The organism is Plantactinospora solaniradicis, assembly GCF_042658085.1.
Lineage (GTDB): Bacteria > Actinomycetota > Actinomycetes > Mycobacteriales > Micromonosporaceae > Plantactinospora > Plantactinospora solaniradicis.
This window is the reverse complement of the sequence record NZ_JBHSPR010000060.1, coordinates 411,323-427,001: the sequence shown is the minus strand read 5'-3', so window position 1 is coordinate 427,001 and position 15,679 is coordinate 411,323. Positions and strand designations below refer to the sequence as shown.

Here is a 15,679-nt window from a genome sequence, read left to right as displayed (position 1 = left end):
GGCGTCACCGCTGGTGACCCGGGTCAGGGGGTGCGGCCGGCAATGGCGGTGGAGTTACTGCTGCTCGGCGACGTACGGGCGCGGGTCGACGGCCGATCGGTCGATCTCGGCCACGCGCGGCAACAGTGCGTGCTGGTGGCGCTGCTGGTCGACGCCAACCGGGTCGTACCGGCTGACCGGCTGCTGGACCGGGTGTGGGGCGACCAGCGCCCGCAGCGCGCCCGCAACGCCCTGTCCGGGTACGTGTCCCGGCTGCGTGGGCTGCTCGGACAGAACGGCGACGTGACGATCCTCCGCCGGTCCGACGGCTACCTGCTGACCGTGGACCCGGACGCGGTCGACCTGCACCGGTTCCACCGGCTGCTCACCCGAGCACGGTCGGCAACCCGGGGCGGCGGCACAGGCGGCGGGACGTACCCGGGCGGGGCCGAGAGCCCGGCGGCGTTGCTGGAGCGGGCCCTGTCCCTGTGGCGGGACGAGCCCTTCGGAACGCTCGACACGCCCTGGCTGACCGGAGTCCGTACCGCGCTCGCGGCCGAGCGGTTGGCCGCCGTACTCGATCTGGTGGACCTGGCCCTGGCCGGCGGCCGGCATGCCGAACTCCTCGGCGAGCTGGCCGCGCGGGCCGCCGAGCATCCGTTCGACGAACGGATCGCCGGACAGCTGATGACGGCGCTGTACCGCTGTGGACGGCAGGCCGACGCGCTGCGGCACTACCAGGACGTCCGGTCCCGGCTGGCCGAGGACCTGGGCATGGACCCGGCGGCGGCGCTGCAACGGCTGTACCACCAGATTCTCACCAACGACCCGGCGCTGGAGGCCACGGCGGCGCCGGGCCGGGGGCATGGTCCGGCCGAACCCGCCCCCACGGCCACGACCACACCTCCGTCGGCGTCGGCGCCGCGCCAACTGCCGGCGGCGCCGTCCGCGTTCACCGGTCGGGAGTACGAGCTGACCGAACTGGACGCGCTGCTCGAACCCGGCCCGGATTCCGCTGGTACGACGGTGGTGTCCGGCTCCGCCGGGGTCGGCAAGAGCGCGCTCGCCCTGCATTGGGCACACCGGACGGCCGAGCGCTTCCCCGACGGGCAGCTCTACGTCAACCTGCGCGGCTTCGACCCGGACGGTGTGGTGGTCGGCCCGGCCGAGGCCGTACGCGGGTTCCTGGACGCGTTCGGTGTGCCGGCGCAGCGCGTACCGATCGGGCTCGCCGCGCAGACCGCGCTCTACCGCAGCCTGGTCGCCGGCCGACGGGTCCTCGTCGTACTCGACAACGCCCGCGACGCCGCCCAGGTCCGCCCCCTGCTGCCCGGCGCACCCGGCTGCGCGACGGTGGTGACCAGCCGGAACCAGCTCGGCGGCCTGGTCGCGATCGACGGCGCCCGTGCGGTGACGCTCGACCTGTTCACGTTGCCCGAGGCCCGCCGTTTCCTGGCCCGACGGCTGGGTGCCGACCGGGTGGCGGACGAGAGCGCCGCGATCGACGAGATGGTGGCCCGGTGCGCGCGACTGCCACTCGCGCTGGCGGTGGTGGCCGCCCGCGCCGCCGCCCAGCGGGGCTTCCGCCTCGCCGACCTGGTCGCCGAGCTGCGGACGGCCGGGGGCAGCCTCGACCCGTTCGACGGTGGCGAGCCGGCGGCGGACGTCCGGGCGGTCTTCTCCTGGTCGTACCGGGCGCTCGGCCCGGCCGCCGCGCGGCTGTTCCGGCTGATCGGGCTGCATCCCGGGCCCGAGGTGGGCGTACCGGCCACGGCCAGCATGGCGGGCTCCCCCGCTACGGCGGCGCGCCGGCTGTTGACCGAACTCGCGCAGGCGCACCTGCTCACCGAACGGTCGCCGGGGCGCTACGTCATGCACGACCTGCTGCGGGCGTACGCCACGGAACAGGCCGACGTCGAGGAGGCCGCCCCGGACCGGCGGGCGGCGGCGAACCGGCTGCTCGACCACTACCTGCACACCGCGTACGCCGCCGATCGGCTGCTGTACCCACACCGGGACCCGATCGTGCTGGCCGAGCCCGTACCCGGTGCCGGGCCCGAGCCGCTCGCCGACCGGGCCGAGGCGATGACGTGGCTGCGCACCGAGCACCAGATCCTGCACGCGCTGGTCGACTGGGCGGGCCGTACCGGGTTCGAACGGTACACCTGGGAGCTGGCCTGGAGCCTGACCAGCTTCTTCAACCTGCGCGGGTACTGGCACGACCAGGTGGCCGTGCAACGTACCGCCCTGGAGGCGGCGTGCCGGATCGGTGACGAGGCGGCGCAGGCACACGTACACCGGAACCTGGGCCGTGCCCACACCCAGCTCGGCCAGCTCGACCAGGCCCGCGCCCAGCTCGCTCGGGCGCTGGAGCTGTTCGTCGCGGTCGGCGACCGCGCCAACCAGGCGCAGACGCAGGTGAACATCGCGCGGATCCTGGAGCAGCAGGGTCGGGACATGGAGGCGCTGCACCACGATCAACGCTCGCTCGACCTGTACCGGGACGCGGGGCACCTCACGGGACAGGCCCGCGCGTTGAACAACATCGCCTGCATGCTGACCCGCCTCGGCGACCACGACCAGGCCCGCGCCCTGTGCCGGCAGGCCCTACGGCTCAACGACGAGATCGGCAACCGGCACGGGGCGGCCACGAACTGGCAGAGCCTCGGCTACCTGGAGTACGCCGCCGGCGCGTACCGGGACGCGATCGCCGCCTGCCGGCGCGCGCTGGACCTCTTCGGCGACGTCGGTGACCGGGCCGGCGAGGCCGAGACCCTGACCTGCCTCGGCGAGGCCCTCCGTGCCCGGGGCGAGGTCCGTGCCGCGAACCAGACGTGGAAGCGCGCCCTCACGCTGCTGGACGAGATGGGCCACCCGGACGCCGACCGGGTCCGCCGGCACCTGCTCGACCAGCGGCAGCCCGCCGTCCAGCACGCGCACCCCTGGGTTCGATAGCCGCCTGTTCCGCCAGGCAGGGACTACCGCCTGTTCCGCCAGGCAGCAACGACCGTTGGCCGGTCGGCACCCGCGGGTACCGGCCGGCCAACGGTGATCGAGGGACATCGGGGCCGGTCAGGTGGCGCAGATCGCCTGGGCGACGATGAAGTCCCAATCCTGGCTGACCGGGGTGTTCTCCACCGCGAACGCCTCGACCTCGTCGAGGGCGTTGGACGGGTACACCACCTGCAACGACACCCCGCCCGGCGCGGTGTCGGAGATCGCCGCACCCGCCCCGTGCACGCGCTTGCCGGCCGGGCACTGCGCGAACGCGATCTTCTCCGACTCCGAGTCGCTCTGCGCCGACGGGGTGGTGACCACCTGGTAGCCGGCGGGCTGGTTCACGCAGACCGCGTACGCGTTGACGGTCCAGTTGCCGGCGTAGCCGTCCGCGTCCTCGTGGGCCGCAGCCCGGAAGATGTTGCCGCTGCCGGAGGCCCGGGCCACCTGTAGCGCGACGTCCCGGCCCGGGTTGACGATCCGGGCACCGCCGCCGATGGCCCGCCTGGACCCGCAGTCGGCCTGTGCCTCCACCTCGACCGGCGACGAGGTCGCCGAGTTCAGGGTGGTCACCAGGCTGTACCCGGAGAGGCCGGAGGGGCTGGCGCAGATGGCGTACGCCTGCACCCACCAGTCACCGGTCATCGACGCCGTGGTCTCCGAACCCGTGACCACGAAGCTGTCCCGGGTCCCGTCGGTACGGTGTTCCGGCCGCAACTGGACCAGCGTCACCTTGGCGCTGTCCGCGGCCCCCACCGAGAAGGCCCATCCCCCGCCGCCGGTGACCCATTTGCCCGCCGGGCACTCGGCCCGCGCGGTGTGGGTCGGCTGCGAGTCGATCGCCGACAGCGGCGAGGTCACCTTCTCGATTCCGGTCACGGCGGCGGCCGGGGCGGCGCCAGCAAGCTGGGCCCCGACCTGGGCCGCCAGCACCATCGCGGCGGCACCGGCCAGAGCGAACCACCGTTGTGTTCGGTTCATCGTGAATCCCCTCTCGGTCCGGGCCATCGGGCGGCCCGGCAACTGCTGACCACGGTCGCGGTCGGGGTTTCGGCGATGTTTCGGTGGCGGTGAAATCGCCGCGCCGATGGCATCGACGCGGCTCCTTCGTCCGATGACCGGCAAGGAAAGTCGCTGGTCAGGCTCCCCCCGGGTCGTCGGCCAGGTGACGCAGTTCGAGATGGTGGATGCCCGGCATCGGCAGCGTCAACTCGACCGTCAGCTCACCGTCGGCGGGCTCGACGTACCGGGGCTCCGCCTCGGCCAGCCGGTCCGCCTCGGCCAGCGCCCGCCACTGCTCCTCGTCCGGCCAGTCCGCGTCGCCGCCCAGCTCGCGCCAGCGGGCGGCGACGTTGGAGTGACCGGCGTCCACCTGCCACCGCCGCAGCTCGTACCGTTGGCCGGGCAGTCCGGAGACCCGGACGGTGACCGTCCGGTCCAGCTCGGCGGCACCGTCGGCCCGGGAGTGGTCCAGCGTCCCGTTCCAGCACAGGACACCGACCGTGCCGTCTGCGGCGCGGGCCGCCCACGCCTCGACCAGGCTCCGGGCGCCGTCGCCGACGAGCGTCGCCGGCAGTTCGGTGTCGCCGAGCCGTTGCGCCAGCGCCAGCGCCCAGAACTTCGGCTTGGCGAGGTTGCCGACGGTGAGCAGCCCGAAGCCGCCGTGCAGCAACCGGGGCGGCCGTCCCAACTCCTCGAAGTGGTCGGAGGCGACCCACGGGGCCAGCGCGTCGAGCCGCCCCGAGGCCGAGCGCATGCCCCGGAGCAGGAACGTCGCGGCGAAGACGGTGTCGTTGACGTCGCTGCCGTGGGTCGCGGTGACCCCCCACTCGGTCCAGAGCAGTGGCAGGTCGGTACGGCCGTGCGCGGCGGCGAGCGGACGCAGGTCGAGCGGCGGGCTGCCGTAGACGTGGGTGGAGAGGAAGTCGACAGGTGCGTCGACGGCGAGCTGGTCGTCGATCCAACCGACCGCCGCCGTCGCCGGCCCGCCGACCCGGATCTCCGGATCTACCTCCTTCACCGCCGCCGCGGTGACCCGGTAGAGCCGCCAGTACTCCTCGGGAGAACCGGCCCAGAAGACCGAGAGGTTGGCCTCGTTCCACACCTCGAAGAACCAGTGGACGACCTCGGCGCGGCCGTACCGGTCGACGAGGTGGGTGACGGTGGCGCGGACCAGGTCGCCCCAGCGGTCCCAGTCCTTCGGCGGGGAGATCACCGCCTGGTAGGCGAAGACCGTACGGGACGGGTCGCTGGCGAGGTCACGCGGCATGTAGCCCAACTCGACGACCGGACGCATGCCCAGTTCCAGCACGGTGTCGTAGACCCGGTCGAGCCGGCTGAAGTCGTACCGGGGCTCGCCGTCCACCTCCCGGTAGATCCCGAGGTCGTCGCCGAGGATGGCGTGCGCCCGTACCGAGGAGACGCCGAGTTCGTCGTGTACCCGGCGCAGCGCCTCGCGCAGTTCGGTCCCGATCGGTCGACCGCCGCTCAGGTCGGCGCAGAGCAGGTGGCTGAGGTGTTCCGAGCCGACCATCGCCCGCCAGGGCCGGTGCAGCGGCCCGGTGTCGCCGTCGGCGGCCACCGACACGTGGACAGCCGGCGGCGCGGCACCCGGTTCGGCGGCCACCGAACCACCGGGGACCGGTGGACAGAGTGGACCCATCGCGTTGACGGTGGCGAGCGGCGCCACCGCGTACCAGTACTCCCGGCCGGGCTCCCCGGTCGTGTCGGCGTACGGCGGGTGCGGCACCGCCAGCACGTCCCCGCCACCGTGGTCGACCACCTCATACGGGCCGGTCGCGACGGTGGCGCGGTGCACGGCGTACCCGATGGCGCCGGGCACCGGATCCCAGTCGACGGTGGTCTGGCCCCGGCCGGCGAGGGTGGTCAGCCCGGTCACCGGGGGCAGGTCGGCGGCGACCGCCTCCCCCGACGCCCGGTCCTGCGCCCCACCGGCCCCCATCAGTTCGACCCAGCGCTGCCGCGCCTGCTCTGCGAGGTTGCCCACGCTCATCGTCCCTCCCGGGTGGTCGCCGGTGCGTCGGCCGAGTCCTGCCCGATCGGCAGGTCCTGCCGGGCGGGCACGTTGAAGGTCTCCATCGCCAGCAGCGGCCGGATCGCCCGTTCGAACTGCGGCGTGACGAACGCCTTTCGGACGTCGTCGTCGGCCAGTTCGTTGCCGAGCGCCCCCATGATCATGCCCTGGTCGAGGGCGAGGTACCGGCGGGCGACGGTGCCGCTGCGGACCGCGACCGCGTCGTAGAAGCCGCCGCTGCCGTACACGTCGAAGTCGGCGCGGAGCCGGGCCAGGTTCCGTACCGCCTCCCGGGGTGCGTAGCGCAGCGCCAGGAAGACCGCGTGCGGGGTCACCACCCCGTCGCCGTACGACGGCTGCGGGCCGGCCGGGCGGCACTCGCCGAACCCGGCGTCGTAGTTGGCGCGTTCCACGTCGGAGGCGTAGCCGAGGGTGTCCATGCCCATCGCGTCCACGCCCCACTCCCGGTACCCGCCGAACGGGTCGGATGCGGGCGAGAAGCCCCAGTAGCCGTACCGGGCGTCGGTCATCCCGTGCGCGATCTGGCCGGCGACGGTGGCCGGGTGGTTGCGACCCCAACTGCGCGGCCCCCAGCGGTCTTCCGGCACGAACAGGTCGGGCATCAACGCCTCGAACATGTCCCCGCCCCAGCTCGGCACGAACTGGATGCCCTGGTACCGGTACGCGCCCTCGAAGACCGGTACGCCGAGGTGGGAGGTGTGGAAGCCGACCGGCTTCTGCTCGGCCCAGGACCAGTCGCAGGTGTCCGGCAGGGTGCGCCAGGTCGCGAAGTAGTGCTCCGGCGGGATCTGCCCGAAGGCGATGCCGAGGTAGCTGGCGATCCGTGGTTCGGTGACCGTGATGTCGTAGTGGTTGCAGGTGTACCAGACGTCGGGCCCACGGTCGCGGTAGTTGCCCACCACCGAGCAGCCGGGCGGCGCGGTGTCCCAGAAGCCGCCCCGGATCAGGCCGGGCAGGCCGGCCCCCTTGGCGTCCGGGTTGTAGAAGAAGCCGAAGTCCATCGGTGCGAGCACGGCGTCGACCTCGGCGCGCAGCTCCGGCAGGGCGCTGCGGGCCACCAGCAGGCCGGCGGCGAGCCAGCCGTTGTCCACGCTGGACAGGAACGGGGTGACCGGGTTGCCGTCCTCCGGCCAGACGGTCAGCACGTCGCCGCTGCGCGGGTCGTACCAGTTGTAGAACATGCCCGAGTCGGTGTGCTGGCGCAGCCGGGCCAGCGTCGCCAGGGTGGCCGCCGCCCGTCTCGTCGCCTCCCGGGTCGAGATCAGCCGCAGGTCGCGGGCGACCACCGTCGACCAGAGGTAGCCGCCGATGTTCGTCGGCGAGGTGTAGGTGGAGCGGGTGGCGGCGGCGAGGTCGCCGCCGATGTTGTCGGCCGGCAGGCCGGTGCCCGGGTCGACCATGGCGACCATCGACCGCCAGGTGTCGACGGCGTAGCCGCGCAGCGCACGCTGGTCGGCACCGCCGCCGACCGGAGCGGGGTCGGCGGTGGCCGGGACGGCGCCGGGTAGCAGCAGGACGAGGGCGATGACGGGTACGAGCAGACGTCGCATGACTCTCCTACGGGGGTCCGGTGTCGCGTTACCTGGGTCCGGTCGCGTTACTTGAGTCCGATGGCCTACTTCAGTCCGGTGGTGGCGATGCCGCGAAGGAAGTGCCGTTGCAGCACGAGGAAGACCACCAGTGCCGGCAGGACGACGACGACCGCGCCAGCGAGCAGCAGGCCGAAGTCGATCCGGCCCTGCCCGACGCTGTAGAGCGCGAGCGCCACCGGCAGCGTGTACTTCTCCTCCGTGGTCGCGACGACGAGGGGCCAGAGGAAGTTGTTCCAGGTCGACAGGAAGGTGAGGATGCCGAGCGTCGCCAGCGCCGGGCGGCACAGCGGCAGCACCACCCGCCAGAAGATCCGGAACTCGCCGGCACCGTCCACCCGGGCCGCCTCGATCAGGTCGTCCGGGATGGAGAGCAGGTACTGCCGCATGAGGAAGACGCCGAACGGCCCGGCGAGGAACGGCAGGACCAGCCCGGCGTACGTGTTGACCAGGCCCATGTTGCTGACCAGCACGAACTGCGGCACGAAGGTGACCATCCCGGGCACCATCAGGGTGCCGAGCACCAGCAGGAACAGGGCCCGCCGGCCGGGAAAGCGCAGCTTCGCCAGGGCGTAGCCGAGCAGCGAGCAGAAGAAGAGGTTGCCGACGGTCACCAGGACCGCCACCAGCGCCGAGTTGGCGAAGAACCGGGGGAAGTCGAGCCGGTCGAAGAGTTCGCGGTAGTTGGCCAGGGTGAACGTCTCCGGCAGCCAGGTCGCCGGCACCTGCCGGATCTCCGGCTCGGGTTTCAGCGAGGAGAGCAGCATCCAGAGGAACGGCCCGACGACCGCGAGCAGACCGGCCACGAGTACGGCGTAGAGCACCAGCCGCGCGATCCGGTCGCGCCCGCGCAGTGGTGCCTGGAGGGTGGTCATGGCGGATCAGTCCCTCGAACGGAGTAGCCGGAACTGGAGAACGGAGAGCGCGACGATCGAGACGAAGAGCACGTAGCTCGCCGCCGCCGCGTAGCCGTAGTTGCCGAACCCGAACTGGTTGTAGATGTGGTACGAGACCGAGAGCGTGGACGACAGCGGCCCGCCCCGGGTCATCACGAACGGCTCCTCGAAGAGCTGGAGATAGCCGATGCCGGTGACCACGGCGCCGAAGAGCAGCGTCGGGCGCAACAGCGGCAGGGTGACGTACCGGAACTGGTCCCAGCGGCTCGCTCCGTCGAGGCGGGCGGCCTCGTACAGGTCGGCCGGGATGGTCTGTAGACCGGCCAGGAAGACCACCATCAGGAAGCCGAAGTTGCGCCAGGCCGCCATCACGGTGATCGACGGCAGCGCCAGCCCGCTGTCGCCGAGCCAGTTCGGGCCGTCGACGCCGACCAGCCGCAGGAGTGCGTTGACCAGTCCGGCCTCGGGGTCGAGCACCAGCCGCCAGACCACCGCGATCGCCACGATGCTGGTGACCACCGGCAGGTAGAAGCCGACCCGGAACAGCCCGCGCAGCCGGATCAGCCCCGAGTTGAGCGCGCTGGCCGCGGCGAGCCCGAGCACCATCGTCAACGGCACTCCGACCAGTACGAAGACGCCGGTGTTGAGCGCGGCACGCAGGAACAGGTCGTCCGTGAAGAGCCGGGCGTAGTTCTCCAGGCCGACGAAGTCGACGCGCAGCGGCGTACGCAGGTCGGTCGAGCGCAGGTCGGTCAGGCTCATCACCAGCGACGCGACCACCGGAATCGCCAGGAAGAGCCCGAACAGCACGGTGAACGGTGCGGCGAAGGCCCAGCCGGTCAGTGCCCGACGTCGGCGCTGGCCCCGGGCCGCGGTCGCCGGAGCGGTCCGGCCGGGACGGGACCTGCCGGCCGGCGCGGCCGGTCCCGTCGTCGTCGGCGTCGTCGCAGGAGCCGTCGCCATCGTCAGCTCCCGGTGCCGACGCTGCCGGCTCGCTCCTGCATCGCCTTGACCGCCGCGGCCGGATCCGTGCCGGACTTCGCCACCCGCTCCACCTCGGCGTCGATCACCGCCGCGATCTGCTCCCAGGTGGCCATCGGCGGCGGCGACTTGGCGTCCTTGAGCTGCTCGCCGAAGGCCGACAGGAACGGATCACCGGTCAGGCCCGGGTCCTGCCAGCTCTGCTGCACCGCCGGCAGGTCCTTGACCGTCTGGTACCACTTGACCTGCACCTCCGGGCGGCTGAGCCAGGAGACGAACTTCCAGGCGCCGTCGCGGTTCTTGGCATCGGAGAACACGGCGAGGTCGCTGCCGCCGATGAACGAGGTCGCCGACTTCCGGCGCGGCATCGGCAGCACGCCGAACTTCTCGGTGAAGCCGGGGCCGCCCTGTTCGGCGAGGAGCCCGACGTGCCACGGGCCGGAGATGAACGCGGCGGTCTTGCCGTCGACGAAGCTCTGCTCCAGCGAGCCCTGTAGGCCGAGGTCGGTGGTGGTGGAGAGCTTGTCGACGAAGAACGACCGGTAGTACGCGGCGGCCTCGGTCAGTTCCGGGGTGTCGAGGGTGAGCCGGTCGCCGTCGACCAGGTTGGCCCCGTTGGACCAGGCGAACGGCAGGAACGACTGCCAACTTCCGGTGCCGCCCGGCTGGAGGTAGAGGCCCGACTCGGCGCCGGCCTTCTGCTTCAGTGCCGTGGCGAAGGCGGTCAGTTCCTCCCAACTGCGTGGCAGTTCGGTGATGCCGGCCCGCTGGGCGAGGTCCTTCCGGTAGAAGATCAGCCGGGTCTCGACGTACCAGGGGACGCCGTACGAGGTGCCGTCCACGACGGTGGTGTCCCAGGCGCCGGGGAAGAAGCTGGCGCGGTCGAACAGGTCCGTCGGGGTGGGGTCGAGCGTTCCGGTCTTGGCGAACTCACCCATCCAGGTCGTGCCGATCATCGACACGTCCGGCGTCTGCCTGCCGGCGATGGCGCTGGCGATCTTCTGGTGCGCGGCGTCCCACGGCACCGCCGTCACGGTCACCTTCGCGTCGGGGTTCTCGGTCATGAAGTCCTGGGCGAAGGCACCGAGCTTCTCGCCCTCGGTACCCATGGCCCAGACGGTGATCTCGCCGGTGGCCTTGCCGTCGCTGACGGACCGGGCCCCCTCCTGACCGTCGCTGGAGTCGCGGCCGCAGCCGACGAGCGCGATCACCGTCGCGGCGGCGACCGCCACGGCGAGCCGCCGATGGCTTCTCATCTCGTACCTCCGGGGGTGGTTTCGGGTGGTGGGGGTGTCGCCTCAGGAGGCCGGGCAGCCGCAGCTGCGCCGGACGACGAGGCGGGTGGGCAGGACCCGGCGTCGGGCCGGCACGGGCGTGCCATCCGTGGTTCGCTCGGTGATGCGGTGGTGCAGCCAGCGCGCGGACACCGCGCCCAGGTCGCGCATCGGCTGCCGGACGGTGGTCAGGCCGGTGAACCGGGCGGCGAGCACGTCGTCCCATCCGGTCACCGCCAGGTCCTCCGGTACGCGCAGTCCGGCGGCCTCGGCGGCGAGCCGCGCCCCGAGCGCCACCTCGTCGTTGGCGCAGACGACGGCGTCGGGGCGGTCGGATCCGGCCAGCAGTTCGATGGCGGCTGCCTCGCCGGCCGCCACGTCCAGCGCGCACCGCACCGCCGCCGGTTCGGGCAGGCCGGCGGCGCGCAGGCCGGTACGGAGTCCGGCGAGCCGACCGGCGACATCGGACGAGCGGTCCGGGTCGCCGAGGAAGGTGATCCGCCGGTGGCCGTGCGCGGCGAGGTGCGCGGCGAGTTCGGCGGCGGTCCGGTCGTTGCGGGTCCGGATCGTGTCGATGCCCCGGACCGGCTGGCGGGCCAGCAGCACCACGGGTAACCCGGTGGCGGCGATGTCGGTCACGACGTCGTCCGGCACGGCGTTGGCGATGATCGCCATGCCGTCGACCCGGCGGGCGAGGTCGAGCACGGCGGCGGTGGCGTCGCGGCGCCCGGAGGTGGCCAGGATCAGCACGCTCCGGCCGAGTTCGGAGGCGACCTCCTCGTAGCCGAGGACGACCTCGGCGTAGTAGGGACCGACCAGGTCCGGGAAGACGATCCCGTTGGCCGCGTGCCGGCCCTCGGCGAGGGATCGGCCGAGCTGGTTCGGGGTGAAGTTCAGCTCCTCGACCGCCGCCCTGACCCGGGCCCGGGTCGCCTCGGTGACCAGAGTGGAGTCGCGCAGCGCGCGGGAGACCGTCGCGATCGAGACGCCGGCGTGCCGGGCCACCTCGTAGATGGTGACCGGCTTTGGCTTTGAAAGCGCTTTCATTGCCACGCCGGGCGCCTTACCCCACGCCGATCGACCACAAACGATGGCGATCCCGCTTTTCCTCATCCGCGCCTTCGGGCATTCGACCCGGCGCTCCCCCAATCGGGGATTCGGCCGTACGCCGGGCCGGCGACGATCACCGCGTCAATCGATATCCATCTATTCTAAGTACTGTCACCGTGCTTGCCGGGAGGCTCCTCATGCGGATCCAGACTCGTCGCCTCGCCCGCGCCCTCAGCATCGGACTCGTCCTGGCCCTCGCCCCGGTCACCGCCGCTGCCGCCGATCCCGTCACCACGGGCAGCGTCGCCGGAACGCTCGTCGACGGGTCCACCCCCGTCGCCGACACGGCCGTCGAACTACTGGTGCTTCCGTACGGTGTGAGAGTCCGGCAGACCCGCACCGACGCGGCCGGCGCCTTCCGGATCCCCGAGGTGCCGCCCCGGACGTACGTGCTGAGGTTCGCGCTGCCCGGCGGCCTGGTCCAGTTCCATCCGGCCGTACCCGCGCTCGACTCGGCGGCGCAGATCGCCGTGGTCGCCGGTGCGGAGACGACGATCCACGAGTCGGTGATGCCGCACGGCACGCTCGGCGGACACGTCAGCACCGACGCGGGCGACCCCGCGCCCGGTGCCCGGATCGAGTTGCACCGGATCACCGGCGGCGGCCCGCTCGTCACCGTGCTGGCCGACCAGGCCGGCAACTACCTGATCAACTATCCACCGACCGACCAACTCCGGGTCGCCGTGGCCGCCGCCCAACGCGGCGCCACGAACCAGTGGGCGCACCGGCGCCGCAGCTACACCGAGGCCGACCCGGTCACCATCACGCCCGGTCGGCACAGCACCGTGGACGAGCGGCTGTTCCCGTCCGGCGTCGTCACCGGACGGTTCACCCGGGACGGCGCACCGGTGCCAAACGTCGTCGTCTACGCCACCTCCCAGGCCAGCACCGCGGAGTCGGTCTCCAACTGGACCGACGCCGACGGCGTCTTCCGGCTGCGGCCCTACCCGGGCTCGTACAGGCTCAGGTTCGTCGTACCGGCCGGCACCGGGCTGGACCAGTGGCTCGGCGGGGCCGAGTCGGAGAGCGCGACCCGACCGGTGCAGGTCGGTGTCGGCTCCGAGGTGGTCCTGCACGAACAACAGCTGTCTACCGGGCTGGTCAGCGGGCGGCTCACCGACGCCACGGGTCAGCCTTCGGTCCGCAGTGCCGTGATCGTCTACGACACCTCGCGGGGTCGGCAGTTCCAGGCGACCACCGCCGACGACGGCACCTGGTTCAAGACCGTCTGGCCCGGCACGTACTCGGTGCGGTACGAGACCGGCACCCAGGTGCAGTGGGCGACCGGCAAGCAGTCGCCGGAGACGGCGGATCCGGTCGTGGTGGCCGCCGACACCAGGACGGTCGTCGACGACGTCCTGCTCCTGTCGGATTGACGTCGGCGACTACGTAAACCCGGTATCGCCGTCACCCGACGGCGGTAACAGGCGGCGTCGGACGTCGAGGCGCTGCCGGACGACTTCTGGGTGTGTTGACCCGCGTTCCGAGCGCCGGGATCGAGGAGTTCGATCCCGGCGCCGGACGGTTACGGCTTGTCGGCGATGAGTACCTCGGTGGTCAGGAACAGCGCGGCGATCGAGGCGGCGTTCTGCAACGCCGAACGAGTCACCTTGGCCGGTTCGACGATGCCGGCCTTGATCATGTCGACGTACTCGCCCGTGGCGGCATCGAGGCCGTGGCCGGGAGGGAGTGAGCTGACCTTCTCCGCCACCACGGCGCCCTCGAGACCGGCGTTGTCGGCGATCTGCTTGAGCGGCGCGGTCAGCGCGAGTCGCACGATGTTCGCACCGGTGGCCTCGTCATCGGCGAGGTCGAGCTTGTCGAAGGCCGTGACGGCGGCGTTGGCCAGTGCCACGCCACCCCCGGGCAGGAGGCCCTCTTCGATGGCGGCCCGGGCGTTGCGGACGGCGTCCTCGATCCGGTGCTTGCGCTCCTTGAGTTCCACCTCGGTCGCCGCGCCGACCTTGATCACCGCGATGCCACCGGCCAGCTTGGCCAGCCGCTCCTGGAGCTTCTCCCGGTCGTAGTCGGAGTCGCTCCGGTCGATCTCGGTACGGAGTTGGGCGACCCGGCCGGCGATCTGCTCCGCGCCACCGGCACCGTCGACGATGGTCGTCTCGTCCTTGGTGGCGACCACCCGACGGGCCCGGCCGAGCATGTCGAGGGTGACGTTCTCCAGCGTGAGGCCCACCGCGGCGCTGACCACCTGGGCGTCGGTGAGGACGGCGAGGTCGGCCAGCATGGCCGTACGGCGGTCGCCGAAGCCGGGTGCCTTGACGGCCAGCGAGGTGAACGTGCCACGGACCTTGTTGACGATCAGGGTGGCGAGGGCCTCGGCCTCGATGTCCTCGGCGATGATGACCAGCGGCTTGCCGGCCTCGATGACCTTCTCCAGGATCGGGAGCAGGTCGGTCAGGTTCGAGATCCTGTTCTCGACGAGCAGGATGTACGGGTCGTCGAGAACCGCTTCCAGCCGTTCGGTGTCGGTGGCGAAGTAGGGCGAGATGTAGCCCTTGTCGAACCGCATCCCCTCGGTGAGCTCAAGTTCCAGACCGAAGGTGTTGCTCTCCTCGACGGTGACGACACCTTCCTTGCCGACCTTGTCCATCGCCTCCGCGATGAGTTCACCGACGCCGGAGTCGGCGGCGGAGATGGACGCCGTGGCCGCGATCTGCTCCCTGGTCTCGACATCCTGGGCCTGGTTGCGCAGCGCCTCGGTCACTGCGGCCACGGCCTGCTCGATGCCGCGCTTGAGCGCGATCGGGTTCGCCCCGGCGGCGACGTTGCGCAGCCCCTGGTGTACCAGGGCCTGGGCCAGGACCGTGGCCGTGGTGGTGCCGTCGCCGGCCACGTCGTCGGTCTTCTTGGCGACTTCCTTGACCAGTTCGGCGCCGAGCTTCTCGTACGGGTCGTCGAGTTCGATCTCCTTGGCGATGCTGACACCGTCGTTGGTGATCGTGGGCACGCCCCACTTGCTGTCCAGCACGACGTTGCGGCCCTTCGGGCCGAGCGTCACCTTCACCGTGTCGGCGAGGACGTTCATGCCACGTTCGAGCCCGCGACGGGCGTCTTCCCCGAATACGATCAATTTGGCCATCTGCGTCGTCCTCTACTCGTCGTGCCGGAGTCCGGCACTGGTCGGACCGACCTGCGATGACGTACGCGTACGCCCCACCAGAGGGCTCATCCCATTCGGCTGGCACTCGCGAGTGGCGAGTGCTAACTACGGTGTAGCACCCGCCGCCGGAGAGTGCAAGAACACGAAGATCATCTTCCGTCCCGGCCCAGGACAGGACGACCGCCAGCAACGTGTCCCACAACGGCACACTCGGCGCGGGCGCCAGCACGAGCTTCGGCTTCCTCGGGGCCTGGAACGGCACCAACAGCTCCCCACCCTGACCTGTACCGCATCCTGACGACCCGAACCGGATCCGGGCTCGGCCCGCCACACGAGTCGATCATCTGGTGGCGGCGCCCCATATCCTGAAAGGAGGCCGTCGGGGAGATCGGAGGCCACCGTGCCGTCCGACTCGGTCTGCAGCTACTGCAAGGCGGAGGCGGGCCCACCCGACCAGTGGCGGTACGTGACGCTCTGGCGTGAGTGGCCGCACGACCGGCAGCGGATCCCGATCCCGCGCTGCGCGCGCTGGCGGTGTTGTGGCCGCTCTTCCTGGCCGGACGGGGAACCTGGCGCCACGTCTACATCGTGCGGCACTCGAACGCGGCGGACCTGCTGCGCGACGGATGGCGGTGGTCCGAGCAGCCGAGGCACGAGTGACGGGTGATGGCACGCGAGCC

General features: G+C 71.8%; 12 protein-coding genes. 4 read left to right on the top strand and 8 right to left on the bottom strand.

Annotated features, from left to right (window positions below; genetic code table 11):
• Window positions 1-42: 42 nt before the first annotated feature.
• The gene (locus ACFP2T_RS41560) at window positions 43-2,934 is read left to right on the top strand and encodes an AfsR/SARP family transcriptional regulator (protein WP_377432307.1); all 2,892 of its coding nucleotides are present in this window, start codon (window positions 43-45) and stop codon (window positions 2,932-2,934) included.
• Between the two features lie 117 nt (window positions 2,935-3,051).
• Here ACFP2T_RS41560 and ACFP2T_RS41555 read toward each other — a convergent pair whose 3' ends face one another.
• The 7 genes from ACFP2T_RS41555 to ACFP2T_RS41525 all read right to left on the bottom strand — a co-directional run bounded on the left by ACFP2T_RS41555 (window position 3,052) and on the right by ACFP2T_RS41525 (window position 11,818).
• Entirely contained in the window at window positions 3,052-3,957 is a 906-nt protein-coding gene (locus ACFP2T_RS41555) for a hypothetical protein (protein ID WP_377432305.1), read from the bottom strand.
• 157 nt (window positions 3,958-4,114) lie between these two features.
• Entirely contained in the window at window positions 4,115-5,989 is a 1,875-nt protein-coding gene (locus ACFP2T_RS41550) for a GH39 family glycosyl hydrolase (protein ID WP_377432303.1), read from the bottom strand.
• On the bottom strand, window positions 5,986-7,581 hold the full coding sequence (locus ACFP2T_RS41545) for a glucoamylase family protein (RefSeq protein ID WP_377432301.1): 1,596 nt from the start codon (window positions 7,579-7,581) through the stop codon (window positions 5,986-5,988). The genes ACFP2T_RS41550 and ACFP2T_RS41545 overlap by 4 nt, the downstream gene beginning before the upstream one ends.
• Before the next feature lie 65 nt (window positions 7,582-7,646).
• A complete protein-coding gene (locus ACFP2T_RS41540; RefSeq protein WP_377432299.1) occupies window positions 7,647-8,495 on the bottom strand; it encodes a carbohydrate ABC transporter permease in 849 nt (282 codons plus the stop codon).
• A 6-nt stretch (window positions 8,496-8,501) separates the two neighbouring features.
• On the bottom strand, window positions 8,502-9,479 hold the full coding sequence (locus ACFP2T_RS41535; protein ID WP_377432297.1) for a carbohydrate ABC transporter permease: 978 nt from the start codon (window positions 9,477-9,479) through the stop codon (window positions 8,502-8,504).
• A 2-nt stretch (window positions 9,480-9,481) separates the two neighbouring features.
• A complete protein-coding gene (locus tag ACFP2T_RS41530; RefSeq protein WP_377432295.1) occupies window positions 9,482-10,753 on the bottom strand; it encodes a sugar ABC transporter substrate-binding protein in 1,272 nt (423 codons plus the stop codon).
• 42 nt (window positions 10,754-10,795) lie between these two features.
• Window positions 10,796-11,818 carry a LacI family DNA-binding transcriptional regulator gene (locus ACFP2T_RS41525; protein WP_377432414.1) on the bottom strand — a complete coding sequence of 341 codons (1,023 nt, stop codon included), beginning with the start codon at window positions 11,816-11,818 and terminating at the stop codon, window positions 10,796-10,798.
• A gap of 200 nt (window positions 11,819-12,018) precedes the next feature.
• On the opposite strand from ACFP2T_RS41525, the gene ACFP2T_RS41520 reads away from it, so the two are divergent.
• Entirely contained in the window at window positions 12,019-13,257 is a 1,239-nt protein-coding gene (locus ACFP2T_RS41520) for a hypothetical protein (protein ID WP_377432294.1), read from the top strand.
• A gap of 149 nt (window positions 13,258-13,406) precedes the next feature.
• Here the strand turns inward: ACFP2T_RS41520 and groL are convergent, their stop codons facing one another.
• Entirely contained in the window at window positions 13,407-14,978 is a 1,572-nt protein-coding gene (gene groL, locus ACFP2T_RS41515; protein WP_377432293.1) for a chaperonin GroEL, read from the bottom strand.
• Window positions 14,979-15,190: 212 nt separating this feature from the next.
• On the opposite strand from groL, the gene ACFP2T_RS41510 reads away from it, so the two are divergent.
• Together ACFP2T_RS41510 and ACFP2T_RS41505 are read left to right on the top strand one after the other, a co-directional pair.
• A complete protein-coding gene (locus ACFP2T_RS41510; RefSeq protein ID WP_377432291.1) occupies window positions 15,191-15,280 on the top strand; it encodes a hypothetical protein in 90 nt (29 codons plus the stop codon).
• A 202-nt stretch (window positions 15,281-15,482) separates the two neighbouring features.
• Entirely contained in the window at window positions 15,483-15,659 is a 177-nt protein-coding gene (locus tag ACFP2T_RS41505) for a hypothetical protein (RefSeq protein ID WP_377432290.1), read from the top strand.
• The last annotated feature ends 20 nt before the right edge of the window (window positions 15,660-15,679 follow it).